The 13,550-nt window shown below is 60.6% G+C and carries 8 protein-coding genes, 1 tRNA gene and 1 other RNA gene; 8 read left to right on the top strand and 2 right to left on the bottom strand.

The features are described from left to right. The first annotated feature begins 243 nt into the window (after positions 1-243). The 3 genes from I6E51_RS11825 (at position 244) to I6E51_RS11815 (ending at position 3,412) form a co-directional block, all read left to right on the top strand. Positions 244-1,515 carry an ABC transporter substrate-binding protein gene (locus tag I6E51_RS11825; RefSeq protein ID WP_197110430.1) on the top strand — a complete coding sequence of 424 codons (1,272 nt, stop codon included), beginning with the start codon at positions 244-246 and terminating at the stop codon, positions 1,513-1,515. Between the two features lie 74 nt (positions 1,516-1,589). After that, complete coding sequence (locus I6E51_RS11820) at positions 1,590-2,480, top strand: carbohydrate ABC transporter permease (protein WP_129073069.1); 891 nt, start codon at positions 1,590-1,592, stop codon at positions 2,478-2,480. Then, a complete protein-coding gene (locus I6E51_RS11815) occupies positions 2,477-3,412 on the top strand; it encodes a carbohydrate ABC transporter permease (RefSeq protein WP_129073070.1) in 936 nt (311 codons plus the stop codon). The genes I6E51_RS11820 and I6E51_RS11815 overlap by 4 nt, the downstream gene beginning before the upstream one ends. A 97-nt stretch (positions 3,413-3,509) precedes the next feature. Here I6E51_RS11815 and I6E51_RS11810 read toward each other — a convergent pair whose 3' ends face one another. Continuing rightward, a complete protein-coding gene (locus tag I6E51_RS11810; RefSeq protein WP_307783941.1) occupies positions 3,510-4,151 on the bottom strand; it encodes a hypothetical protein in 642 nt (213 codons plus the stop codon). 63 nt (positions 4,152-4,214) lie between these two features. Then, positions 4,215-4,299: transfer RNA gene (locus I6E51_RS11805), tRNA-Ser, on the bottom strand. Positions 4,300-4,442: 143 nt separating this feature from the next. Between I6E51_RS11805 and ffs the strand changes: the two genes are divergently transcribed. The 5 genes from ffs to I6E51_RS11780 all read left to right on the top strand — a co-directional run bounded on the left by ffs (position 4,443) and on the right by I6E51_RS11780 (position 13,369). After that, positions 4,443-4,539: signal recognition particle sRNA small type (gene ffs, locus I6E51_RS11800), an RNA gene on the top strand. A 54-nt stretch (positions 4,540-4,593) separates the two neighbouring features. Continuing rightward, the gene (gene pta, locus I6E51_RS11795) at positions 4,594-6,738 is read left to right on the top strand and encodes a phosphate acetyltransferase (protein ID WP_197110428.1); all 2,145 of its coding nucleotides are present in this window, start codon (positions 4,594-4,596) and stop codon (positions 6,736-6,738) included. Further along, on the top strand, positions 6,735-7,856 hold the full coding sequence (locus tag I6E51_RS11790) for an acetate/propionate family kinase (RefSeq protein ID WP_197110427.1): 1,122 nt from the start codon (positions 6,735-6,737) through the stop codon (positions 7,854-7,856). The genes pta and I6E51_RS11790 overlap by 4 nt, the downstream gene beginning before the upstream one ends. A 112-nt stretch (positions 7,857-7,968) precedes the next feature. Continuing rightward, positions 7,969-9,987, top strand: coding sequence for an acyltransferase family protein (locus I6E51_RS11785; protein ID WP_197110426.1), 2,019 nt, complete (start codon positions 7,969-7,971; stop codon positions 9,985-9,987). 262 nt (positions 9,988-10,249) lie between these two features. Next, positions 10,250-13,369, top strand: a complete 3,120-nt coding sequence (locus I6E51_RS11780) for an IPT/TIG domain-containing protein (protein WP_197110425.1) — start codon at positions 10,250-10,252, stop codon at positions 13,367-13,369. Positions 13,370-13,550 lie beyond the last annotated feature (181 nt).

The following is a 13,550-nucleotide window of genomic DNA, read 5'->3' as shown; positions in this document are numbered from 1 at the left end:
GGCACTCGGGCACGCAAACGCGCCTAAAACCCAGTGTTTTAGCGGAAATAGAGCGCAAAGTTCGCTCCAGTCGGCGGTGGCAGCGAACCGAAATACGCTCGCTGTTGCCAAATCGTGACCATTCGAATGTGCAAAAACTTGCTGCGTTCACTTGTCAAACCCAACGGTTAGACAGTTTACTGGTGAACGTCCGATTCACTTCTTGAACGGAACAGCACTCATATTCCAATGGAGGAACACAGAATGCGTAAGCCACTTTCCATTATCGCCGGGGCGGTGGCCTTAGGCCTCGTTCTTGCGGGCTGCTCGAGCACCCCTAGCTCAGACCCCGACAACGCTGACCAGGTTGAGGTATTCACCTGGTGGGCCTCAGGATCCGAAAAGGTCGGCCTTGACGCTCTCGTCACGGTATTCGCTGAGCAGAACCCTGACATTGAGTTCATCAATGCATCTGTAGCTGGCGGCGCCGGCTCCAACGCCAAGGCAGCTCTTGCATCACGCCTCGAGTCGAACGACCCGCCGGACACGTTCCAGGCCCACGCCGGAGCAGAGCTCACGGACTACATCAACGCCGGTCAGCTTCAGGACCTCAGCTCGTTCTACCAAGAGAACGGACTCACGGATGTCTTCCCCGAGAGCCTGATCGAGCGCATTACCGTTGACGGTGCCATCTACTCGGTACCCAGCAACATCCACCGTGCCAACGTCGTCTGGGCCAACACCCAGGTGCTCGAGGATGCCGGGATCGACCCCAAGGCTGCTCCTGCTGACATCGACGCGTGGCTTGTAGACCTGAAGAAGCTCAAGGACGCTGGAGTCGAGACTCCTCTCGCGCTCGGCACCGAGTGGACTCAGATGCAGCTCTTCGAAAACGTACTCATCGCTGACCTTGGCGCCGAGGGCTACTCGGGACTCTGGACCGGCGACACCGCCTGGGACGACGCTGGAGTAGAGACCGCAATCGGTCACTACGGCGACCTGCTCGAATACACCAACAGCGACTTCGCTGGCCTCGACTGGGATGCTGCAACGCAGATCGTTCTCGATGGCAACGCTGCCTACAACGTCATGGGTGACTGGGCCGAGTCTGCATTCCAGCAGGCCGGTTGGACCTACGACAACGAGTACACCACCTGGGCAACTCCCGGCACCGATGGAGTCTTCGACTTCCTCGCTGACTCGTTCACCCTCTCGGAAGGCGCTCCTCACGAAGCGGCTGCCATTGACTGGCTGACGACCATCAGCTCGGCTGAAGGCCAGAAGGCATTCAACCTCGCTAAGGGTTCGATCCCGGCACGTACCGACACGGTTGCTTCTGACTACCCCGCGTACCAGCAGACGGCTATCAAGTCGTTCGGTGAAGACACCGTTGTTAGCTCGCTCGCACACGGTGCAGCAGCAAGCATCGCCTGGTCGGGAGACATCTCTTCGGCCATCGGCAAGTTCGGCGCTGACCGCGACGCAGCTTCGCTTCTGTCCGGACTCGTTGCCGCCGCTGACAAGGCTCAGGGCTAACTAGCACTACGAGACATAGTGGGTGGGGGCGGCGACGCTCCCACCCACTACCGTGCAAACCGAGGAGCTCGCGCGTGAAAAAAGGATACAAAAACTGGGGCCCACCGCTCCTTTTGATATCCCCGACGATTATCGTTCTCGGGATATTTGTTTATGGCTTGATCGGCGCCAACATCTCGGTGTCGCTCAGCAACCGGAACAGTCTTGTTCCCGCTACTGAGTTCGTTGGACTCGATAACTACATCGCTCTGTTTGGCGAAGAGCGCTTCATCCACTCGCTTCAGAACCTTGGTATCTTCACCCTCTTCTTCATCGGTGGCACCATGATCTTCGGATTCTTGTGGGCGTGGATGCTCGACAAGGGCGTCACCGCAGAGGGCGTTTTCCGCTCGGTGTTCCTGTTCCCCATGGCGATCTCGTTCGTGGCATCCGGTGTCGTCTGGCGCTGGTTGCTCAACAGCGCTGAGGGTGACCGTGCATCCGGACTCAACCGGGTCTTCGAGAACCTCGGGCTCGACTTTCTCCAGAACTCGTGGTGGAACGATCCAACCTGGGGCATGGCGGCCATTGCGTTGCCCGCCATCTGGCAGCTCGCCGGCTACGTCATGGCGCTCTTCCTTTCGGGCTTCCGTGGCATCCCTGAAGAGCTGCGCGAAGCAGCCCGCATGGATGGCGCGACCGAGTGGAAGCTCTACCGCTACGTGATCTTCCCCCAGCTCAGCCCCGTCGCGCTGTCGGCTCTCATCATCGTGGGCCACATGTCGCTGAAGGTCTTCGACCTCATCATGGCGATCACGAAGTCGATCTACCAGACCGAGGTTCCCGCAACCTACCTGTGGGTTGCCTTGACCTCTAACGACTACGCCAAGTCGGCCACTATCGCGACGATCCTGTTGCTCTTCGTTGCCGTCGTAATCGTCCCGTACCTGATCTACACCGCTCGCGCAGAGAAGAGGCAAGGATGAGTGTCGCAACTGGACTCGACAAGAAGCCAAGCGAACCCACCACTGAGTCGCACATGCCGCAGAGTTCGGCGATTCGTGCGCGGGCTGGACTGAGCCGCACCGCGAAGTATGTACTGCTGGTGTTCTTCCTGGTCATTGTGTTGATGCCCGTGTACGTATTGATCGTCACGAGCCTCAAGCCGCCGCAGGACGTCAACCCCGCCACCTCGTGGGGGCTGCCGGTTCGTTGGCCGTGGGAGCCTGCTTTCGAGGGTGGACCAACCGGCTTCGACAACTGGGCACTCGCGTGGAACGCGCTGTCGGCATCCATCGGTCGCACGTTCTTGCTGGCGATCCCTGCCGCACTGATCGCGTCGTTCCTCGGAGCAATGAACGGCTTCGTTCTTGCCCGCTGGCGCTTCCCGTACGCCGACGTCGTCTTCACGTTCATCCTGTTCGGAATGTTCATTCCGTACCAGGCGATCATGACGCCGCTCGTGCAGATGAAGACCAGCCTCGGCTTGCCGAGCGATGTCTCCACCCTGCTTGTGGTGCACGTGATTTATGGTTTGCCGATCTGTACGTTGATCTTCCGCAACTACTACGCCGGTATCCCTCATGAGCTCATGGAGGCTGCCCGCATGGACGGTTCGGGGATGCTGCGCACGTTCCGCAGCATCGTCTTGCCACTGTCGCTTCCCGGCTTTGTTGTCACGATCATCTGGCAGTTCACCTCAGCGTGGAACGACTTCCTGTTTGCGCTGTTCCTGTCGAACCAGAATGAAGGGCCCGTATCGCTCGCGCTCAACAACCTGGCGCAGGGAGCTCAACTGGCGAACTACGGTGCTGCGATGGCGGGTGCGCTGCTTGCATCGCTACCCACTCTGGTCGTGTACATCGTGCTTGGCAAGTACTTCATCGGTGGTCTGATGAGCGGCTCGGTCAAGAGCTAGCTCAGATCTCCTCGCCGCGAATGCCGCGGTGCTGGTGCCCCTTCTAGAGGGCATCGGCACTGCGGCATTTGTGCGTTAAGGGGAGCTACGGCCGTCGCTAGCGAGCGAGGGCCTTGATGACTGTGAGCGCTGCGGCAAAGACACCGGCAACCGCGGCCGTGGTGCCAATCGCAATAGCGACCACGAGGAGGGGGTACCGCTCGTAGGTATACAGGGTTTCGGGGTAATCGCGCCGAATTTCGCCGTGTGAAACGGTGCCGGGGATTGTTTCGACGGGCACATTGAAGTGAGACGCGACGAATTCGAAATCCTCGGGAGCCCAATACTGCCCGCGCATGCGCAACAGGCGACGGTCGTTGTGACCCATCACGGAGAGTTCGGCCCGCGATTCCAAGCCATCGCTCGTGAAGACGGTTGACCGCACGATCAAGGTGGCGTCTGACTTGTCGAAGTGCGTCAGTCGCCCGAAGAAAAAACCGCGCTCGGTGACGAGGGGGGAGTTTGCACCGATCCAGATGGCACTGCGAAAGTAGGAAACAGACGCGGCTATGGCAGCAGCGATAGCGACCACGTGAGTTATCACGACCGCTAGCCACGGCCCATCCGGAATCGTGAGGGTATACAGCGCGCCGAACACGATAATCGTGAAAATGAGCCAAGCCTGAAACCCGCGCCACAAAAGCGAACGGGGTTGCCCTAGCCGACGACGAGGATCGTCACGGCGAGGTTTGAGGCTCACTGACCTAGTCGACAACGGCGTTCCCTTCGTTTTTTCGCGTGGGCGATCACAATGGGGTAAGTGCGGAGAATGGGGGATTCGAACCCCCGAGGGCTTGCACCCAACACGCTTTCCAAGCGTGCGCCATAGGCCACTAGGCGAATTCTCCTGACAGGTTGAACGCGCGTTAGCGCAAACAGCCTCAAGTGATCATAACGGGGTGGGCGGCCCAGTGGTAATCGGCGTCCCAAACACTCTGGATTAGGGCAGTGCCGTGGGCGCGCAAGGGTCAATAATTTTGGGTAGACTGAGGGCGGCTCCTCGCGTGGCGCCATCCAGGCCAATTCCCCCAGGACGGAAACGTAGCAAGGGTAACCGGGCTCTGGCGGGTGCGCGAGGGGTCTTTTCTGTTAAGCGCCCGGCATCTCCTTCTGGGGCGTATCTTCCGGCGTAGGCTGGAGAGGTGACGCGGAATATCTACATCACCTCCATCGAAGGCCACGCTGGCAAGTCCACCATCGCCCTCGGTCTACTCGACACGCTCAGTCGCGAAGCCAAGAGTCTGGGGGTGTTTCGGCCCGTCGCTCGCACCAGCGATGAGCGGGACTACGTCTTAGAGATGTTGCTCGGTCATGAAGCCGTCAATCTCAGCTACGACGAGGCTGTCGGCGTGGGCTACGACGACGTGCACGCTGATCCCGAGCTGGCACTCAGCCGCATCATCGAACGGTTTAAGGCAGTCGAGGCCCAGTGCGACGTTGTCGTGATTGTCGGTTCTGATTACACGGATGTGGGCAGCCCTACCGAGTTGTCGTACAACGCCCGCGTCGCCGCAAACCTCGGTGCTCCGGTGCTCCTTGTATTGGGTGGTCAGTCTGAGGACGGCGAGAGCCGCAGCCCCGCCGACATGGCGCAGGTTTATTCGATAGCGCATCAAGAATTGGATGCCGCCCACGCCCGGTTGGTCGGTGTGGTCGTCAATAGGTCTGACCCCGACTTCATGACCGACATCATCGCCGGAGTCAGCGCGGCGGTCGGCGACGATACTCCGGTGTGGGCTATCCCCGAAGATCCCTTCCTTATCGCGCCCAGCCTTGCCTCTCTGCTCACTGCCGTTGATGGTGAGTTGCTGCGCGGCGACGATGATCTGTTGCAGCGTGAAGCGCTCGGCGTGGTCGTGGCCGGTATGACGATGGAGAACGTGCTGCTGCGTCTCATCGAGGGCTCGGTCGTGGTGGTTGCTGGCGACCGGTCGGATGTGTTGCTGGCGACGCTGATGGCACACGCGTCGGAGACGTTCCCTTCGCTTGCGGGCATCATCCTGAACGGTGGTTTTGATCTGCTGCCCCAGATCGAGCGCCTCATGGATGGTCTCGATGTGTCGTTGCCGGTGATTCGCACCTCGTTCGGCACCTATGACACCGCGCGCATTATTACCAAGACGCGCGGTCGCTTGGCTGCCGAGTCTCCCCGCAAGTTCGACACGGCGCTTGCCCTGTTCGAACAGCACGTGGATGCCGCAGAGCTGCTGCGTCGACTCGACCTGCATCCGCCCACCGTCGTCACGCCGCTCATGTTCGAGTACGGTCTGCTCGATCGCGCTCGCAGCATCCCGCAGCACATCGTGTTGCCGGAGGGCAGTGATGACCGCATTTTGCGGGCGTCGAGCACCCTATTGCGCCGTGGTGTCGCCAAGCTCACGATCCTGGGTGACGAGGGCGAGGTGCGTGGCCGCGCGGCTGAACTCGGTCTCGATATCTCGGCCGCGAGCATCCTGAGCCCCTTTGATGAAGAACTGCGCACCCGATTCGCGACGGAGTATGTGAAGCTGCGCGCCCACAAGGGAATGACGATGGAGGTCGCGCGCGACACCGTGACCGACGTCTCGTATTTCGGCACCATGATGGTGCACTTGGGGCTGGCCGACGGCATGGTCTCGGGCGCCGCGCACACCACGGCTCACACCATCCGCCCCAGTTTCGAAATCATCAAAACGAAGCCAGACGTGTCGATCGTGTCGAGCGTGTTCTTGATGTGTCTTGAAGACCGCGTGCTCGTTTATGGTGACTGCGCTGTGAACCCCGACCCAGATTCCGCTCAACTCGCTGACATCGCTATCTCTTCTGCCGCGACTGCTGCCCAGTTCGGCATCGAGCAGCGCATTGCCATGCTGTCGTATTCCACCGGCTCCTCAGGCAGCGGTGCGGACGTCGACAAGGTTCGGGCCGCTACCGCGCTCGTGGTCGAACGACGCCCTGATCTTGCCGTCGACGGCCCTATTCAATACGACGCTGCCGTGGATGCCGCCGTCGGAAAATCTAAAATGCCCGACTCAGAAGTTGCCGGCCGCGCGACCGTGTTCATATTCCCCGATCTGAATACGGGCAACAACACCTACAAAGCCGTGCAGCGCAGCGCCGGAGCAGTGGCCATTGGGCCTGTCCTTCAAGGCCTCCGCAAACCGATCAACGATCTCTCGCGGGGCGCGCTCGTGCAAGACATTGTGAACACCGTCGCGATCACCGCGATTCAGGCTCAATCGGTCGCCGCCGAGGCCTCCGCGCTACAGGGCATCGCCGATGATGCCGCTGCCAAGGAGAAAGAATGACAACCGTCTTCGTGGTGAACTCCGGTTCATCGTCGATCAAGTGGGAACTGCTCGATGCCGAGTCCGGTTCCGTCTATAGCGGCGGCATCGTGGAACGCATCGGGGAACCCGGCGGAGGCGCAGCGGACCACGACGACGGAATGCGGCAGATCCTTGCGGAGCTCGGGGACGAGCATCCGGCCGTCGTTGGCCACCGCGTTGTTCACGGGGGAGCCGAGTTCACACAGGCGACCGTGATCACCGATGAGGTCGAGGACCGACTTGAAGAGATTTCAGTGCTGGCGCCATTGCACAACCCCGCCAATCTGAAGGGCATTCGCGCAGCGCGAGCGACGTTCTCGACCGTGCCTCATGTGGCGATTTTTGACACCGCATTCCATGGCACGCTGCCACCGCACGCCTACACGTACGCGATCAATACGGAACTGGCCCGAGTGCACGGCATCCGTCGCTACGGTTTTCATGGCACCTCGTATCGGTACGTTTCGGAGCGGACCGCTGCGGTGCTGGGCAAAGATCTCGCCGATCTCAAACTGATCGTGTTTCACCTGGGCAATGGAGCATCCGTGTGCGCGATCGATGGTGGTCGCAGCGTCGACACCTCAATGGGCATGACTCCGCTCGAGGGGCTCGTGATGGGCACCCGCTCGGGCAACATCGATCCTGGGGCACTTTTTCATCTCGGCCGGGCCGGAATGGACCTCCCAGGACTAGACCACTTGCTCAACCGTGAGAGTGGATTGCTCGGCATGACCGGCACCGGAGACATGCGCGATGTGCAATCGAAGGCGGATGCTGGCGATGAGCAGGCGCAGGCAGCGCTCGGTGTTTACTACCACCGGTTGCGTCACTACTTGGGGGCGTACCTCGTGGCCCTTGGCGGAGCAGACGCCGTCGTGTTCACCGCGGGCGTCGGCGAGAACAACGCCAACACGCGCCTCGCGACGGTCGAGGGTCTCGAATCGTTTGGGATCGAGATGGATATCGCTGCTAACGCCGCAGCCAATCGTGGCGAGCGCGTCATCTCGGCATCCGATTCGCGCGTGAAGGTTCTCGTCATTCCGACGAACGAAGAACTGCAAATAGCACGGGAATCGGTTGAGGCGGTAGCGCTATAGCGCTGTAGCGCGGCGTCGGCAGAGGCTTGGAGAGCATTGCTCGGTCTCGCTGTATATTTTCCAACTGATAGTCTGCCGTCGGTCCGGGCACTCCGGTCAGGTCAGGGGAGCCGTGTCGAAAGTTCAGAATAGTAAGGCGCCAACGCGTCTTGCTTCATGGTTCCGCGGAGATATCAACGGCCTCAGAGTTCTGGCAATCGTTCCCGTTGTAGCGTTCCATGCGGGTTTCCCCGGCTTCGGTGGCGGTTTCATCGGTGTCGACGTTTTCTACGTGATATCCGGATTCTTGATCACCACGAACTTGCTGCGCGAAGTTGAAGCTACCGGTCGGATCAACATCGGGCAGTTCTGGGCCAAGCGTGTCCGAAGGCTTGTGCCTGCGTCCGTGCTCATGGTGCTTGTGACGCTACCGCTAGCGGCCTGGCTCCTTTCGCCACTTCAATGGGCCGATCTGGGTCGCGCCGCCGCAAGTACCCTGCTGTACGTCTCCAATTTTCTGTTCTCTCAGCAAGCGACGGACTATTTCACGGTAGACCTCGGCGATCCGAGCCCCTTCCTTCACACGTGGTCTCTTGGTGTCGAGGAACAGTTCTATGTTCTCTGGCCGCTAGTGGTCATTGCTGCTGCCGTTATCGCCCATCGTCGGGGGGTCGCGATCCGCCGAGTCCTGTTTATCGCTTTCTCCGCCACGATTCTGCTCTCGTTCCTGCTCGCCCTCATCTGGACTCAGACGGCACCATCGGCTGCTTTCTATCTACTGCCCGCACGGGCGTGGGAATTCGCAGCGGCAGGCCTTCTTGCTCTGCTTCCCGGCCGCTATCTCGGTGCGAAACTGCTCCGCTCGCTGATGACCGTTATCGGTGCAGCCGTCTTACTGGCGACCGTCGTTTTGCTCCCTGAAACTACGCCGTTCCCCGGGTTCGCAGCGCTTCTTCCCGTCGCGGCGACGATGCTGATCATTCTCGGCGGTCGTCGCGCAGATGACGAGGTCCCTGCCTTGCCGGCGCGTGTGCTCGCGATCGCACCTATGCAATGGGTCGGAAACTTGTCGTACTCGTGGTACCTCTGGCACTGGCCATTCATAGTGCTGGCAGGGGTGGCGTTTGAGTCAGAACGCCTTCGAGTCACCGTAGGAGCTGCCGCTGCGTCCTTCGTGGCTGCTGCCATCACCTACTACTTGGTCGAGAACCCTATTCGTTTCAACCCGGCACTTGTCCGTTCTCTTCGGCGCACCTTCATCTCTGCAGCAGCCGTCACCGTCGTCGGGCTACTTTTGGCTGGTGGAGCCGTGGTGCAGGGAAATCTTGCGGTTCAGGAATACCGGCTGATCGAACAAGCTCGGGCTGATAAACCTGCACCGGAGTGCGACCGAGAAACCACTGTCGTCAGCGGCGTCAATCTCTGTGAGATGGGCGACGTGGATAGCCCGGTGACCGTTGTGCTGGTGGGCGATTCTCATGCGGGGCAATGGAAAGATGCCTTAGCCGAGGCGGCGAAACAGGAAAATATTCGACTAGTTGTTCGTTGGCTCACTGCCTGTGCGGCGATTGGCGTGGATACTTTGAGCTCGAAGGGGGAGTTCACTGAAGGGTGCCAAGGTTTCGTCCAAGACACCGAAAACATCATCGAGGAAATCGAACCTGATGCAGTTCTCATCTCCCAAGCTGAGGCCTACGACGGCCGAATCGTCGAACCCGATGGTGGAGCCCTTGTATTGTCCGAACAACTCGACCTATGGCGCGCTTCCTACGACAACACGATCATTCTTTTTGAAACACTGGGTGCTCGGGTGGGCGTGATTCAAGACAACCCGCGCGTTGGCTACGATCCCAGTACCTGCCTAGTGCGCTCAGGTGGGGACGCTGAGGGCTGTGCCTCGCCCAGAGACGAGGCTCTGGAAATGACGGCAGTACTCCAGGCGGTGGCGAAGGAAGCCATCGAGGGTCATGATCTTGCGGTGTTCTACACGACTAATGACACACTGTGCGACGAGGAAGTGTGCAAGGTAATGGACGGAGATGTCCCCGTCTACCGCGACTACAACCATCTCTCACGGCAGTGGACCATGACTCAAATCCCTGACCTCCGAGAGATGCTCGTGACGCTCGTCGGTAGCACGAAAGTCGGTTGAGGCTGTAACCCGATAGACCACTTGTTTGTCCCCCTTTATGGACCCTTGTGGTGACACTCTCTGAGCTTTTATTATGGTTTCGAGGTCGGATTCGGACCATCTCAACGCTGGGCCAACCACCCTGCGAGTGACTAACCACTGCTCGAGTTGAGACTGTGCATACCAAGCGCACTGGCCTCGTGACCAGGGGGATATTGTGGTTTTCGGGGAACCAATTTTACGTACGGACAAGACCAATCAGGAGCTTGCTCGGGCAGTTCGCTTGGCCGTTTCGACGGCCGCGGTGGCGGGGCTTGTCACGCTCTCTGTCTTCTCTGCTGGCGCTCCGGCGCACGCGGTCGCGGGTGATGACTCCACCGCGGATGCGACTTTCTTGTCTGGCACGCTTCTTGCGGGACTCCTCCCCGCGCAGGTTGCTCTGCTCGGAGCATCAGCCGCGAGCAACGACGGAACCCAAGCTCTACAGACAGACACCTCCGGAGTCGGCGTGCTCGCGGCGGTCACCGCCACCGCTGGCGGAATCGGTGTGCCTATCGCCCTCACCGATGCTGGGGTTCTCGGCACGTTTGCTCACGCCGCGGATGACGGTAGCTCAATCGCTGCAACAGGATTGGCTGATGTCTCGGGAGACATCGGGGCTTCCCTTTTCGATCTGACAGACCAACCGTCGTCTCTTTCCTTAGGGCTCGCCGAGGCTTTGGGAACCGATCTTGCGAGCGAGTTGACCGCGCTCTCCCTCGAGGTTGGAGCAGCCAGCTCTCGGGCATCTGTCGCAGCTCCCGCTGCACCGGCAGGCTCCTACGAGATCGTGGGCGCCGAACTTCGACTCACCAGCGACACTGTTGCTGGAGTGAGCGCCACAGTAAACGGCCTGGCCTCGACGCTGTCCGGCGCTGTTGATGCTGTTGCTGGGCCCAGCGGCTCGCTAGTGAGCGGTGTCTCCGGCATCGCTCTCAGCACCCTCAGCAGCTTGGGCGTGCTCTCTGTGGGGGATACCTCAGCAAGTGTGACGCTCGACCTGCCGGCTGCGCTGGCTCCCGTGTACACACCGCTCACCTCCGACGCCGTCACAATCGACTTCGGCACGGGTGAGATCATCGTCGACTTGGCGGAGCTCAAAGGCGGTTCGCTGTCAGGACTGCCGGTGGACACCTCTGTTCTTACGTCCACCGAGCTCGCTGCAATTACAGCGTCGGTAACAACATTGGTCGGGCAATTTGCTGACAATGTCGAAGATGCCGTCACGGCGGCGCTCACGGCCGCCGAAGTGAGCATCACCGTCGAGTTGGGTCTCGACCTTGGAGCTGTCCTTGGTGTTGTATCGATTGTCGAGGTCACCGTTGATGGCACCCTCGGCGAAATTGCCACGTCCACGGCGACTATCGGGATTTCAGCGCTCTCTAGTCTCGTAAACATCTCCGCGCTCACGACCGCGATCGTCGGCGCAGCCATCGCACCGCTGGCTTCGGACCTCCTGGATCCAAGTACCACCGCACTCAAGGTGTTCATTGATGGACTCCAGACCGGTGTCATCACACCAGTAGTGACGCTCCTGAACCCGGTGCTCGAAGCTCTTGACACGGTTCTCGCGCTCACCGTCAACAACCAGCAGCTGCTCGGTGTTGCACCAGCCCAAGAGTTCGTAGAAACTGCCCTTCGCGTAGGCCTGCTCGCACAGGGACCGGTAACTGAGCTTCTCCAACTGGATGTCGCACGCTCGGCCGTCGGCCCCAACAGTGTCGGGGTTAGCCCGACTATTGCCGATGTTGACCCGACGAGCGGACCGGCTACCGGCGGCACAGCGGTCGCCATCACCGGTACCGACTTCGGTGGCTCAACCGGCGTCACTTTCGATGGCGTTGCTGCCACAGATTTCGTCGTCGTGAGCGACACCGAGATCACTGTGACGAGTCCCGCGCATGCTGCGGGCACCGTAGACGTCATCATCCAACATCCGGCGGGTGCTTCGGATACTGCCGAGTTCACCTACACGCCGGTACCTCTCGTCTCATCCCTGACACCAAACTTCGGCCCGATCGCGGGCGGCACGGTGGTGACCATCACTGGCTCTGAATTCACGGATGCCACGGGCGTCACGTTCGATGGGACTGGCGGCACGTCATTCACCGTCGATAGCGACACTCAGATCACGGTGACGAGCCCGGCGCATGCCCTAGGCGCTGTCGACCTGATTATCGAACGAGCAACCGGCGACTCTGCTCCCGAAACCTTCACGTACCGCGGAGCACCGACGGTCTCAGGCTTGACGCCGAACGAAGGCCCACTCGCGGGCGGCACTGAAGTGACGATTACGGGTACCGGTTTCACGGGCTCCACGGGGGTTACCTTCGACGGGGCTGCCGGAACGTCGTTCACTGTGGTGAGCGACACCGAGATCACCGTCTCGAGCCCCGCGCACGCTGCAGAAACCATTGCGGTTGTCGTGCAGCATCCGATTGGGAATGCTGCTGCGGGTGACTTCACCTATACCGCTGCGCCCATCATCTTCTCGTTGTCGCCGAACATCGGCCCGGTCGCGGGCGGCACTGCCGTGACTATCACCGGCACGGGATTCACCGGGGCAACGGGCGTCACTTTTGACGGGGATGACGGAACGTCGTTCACTGTGGTGAGCGACACCGAGATCACCGTTTCTACCCCGGCACACGTTATTGGCGTTGTTGACGTCATCGTGCAGAACACGCCATCCGATTCGTCGCCGGGAACTTTCAGCTATCAAGCCGCACCGACAGTGTCCTCGATCGCTCCCGATGAGGGCCCGCTGGCGGGCGGAACAGAAGTCACGATCACGGGCACCGGCTTCACCGGCGCAACGGGAGTGACCTTTGATGGGGATGACGGAACGTCGTTCACGGTCGTGAGCGATACCGAAATCACGGTGACCACACCTGCAGGTTCTGAAGGCGCAGCGGCTGTCGTAGTGCAGCATCCGATTGGCGATGCTGATGGCGGCGACTTCACCTACGTCGTTGCCCCCGTGGTCCTGTCGATGACGCCGCTGGTCGGTCCCGACGATGGCGGCACTCTGGTGACGCTTCGTGGAGCTGGATTCTCGGCCGCCACCGGTGCACGCTTCGGTGCTGTGTGGGGCTCCAACTTCACCGTTCTGAGTGACACAGTCGCCACCGTGATCACTCCGGAACACGAAGCGATGTGGGTTCCCGCGATGGTCGCGTCGGGTGCGCTGGAGGTCAGCACTCCTGGCTTCACCTTCGAACTCACGACGCTGGCGGCCGCGGATGACGGCCTCGCCTTCACCGGTTCGTCCGGCTACCTAGTTGCTTGGCTCGCTGTCGCCCTCATCGGTGCCGGCGGACTACTCATGATTTCTCGACGCCCCACCGGGCGCCATCGCGCGTGAATAGGGGCAGCAGCGCACTGGAGCGCTGCCGCCCGTTCACTCGCCTCGAGAGCTAAGTGCGTGCAGGGTTTTCCCACCCCCCGGGTGAGCCCTGCACGTCTATTCGGGTAACGCATGCCACGGATCAGGTGTGGCTGTGGTCGGTAACCAGCCGACCAGAGATGATTCGGAACCGGCGGCC

The organism is Salinibacterium sp. NSLL17 (assembly GCF_015864935.1).
Taxonomy (GTDB): domain Bacteria; phylum Actinomycetota; class Actinomycetes; order Actinomycetales; family Microbacteriaceae; genus Rhodoglobus.
This window is presented reverse-complemented; position numbering and strand designations above follow the sequence as displayed.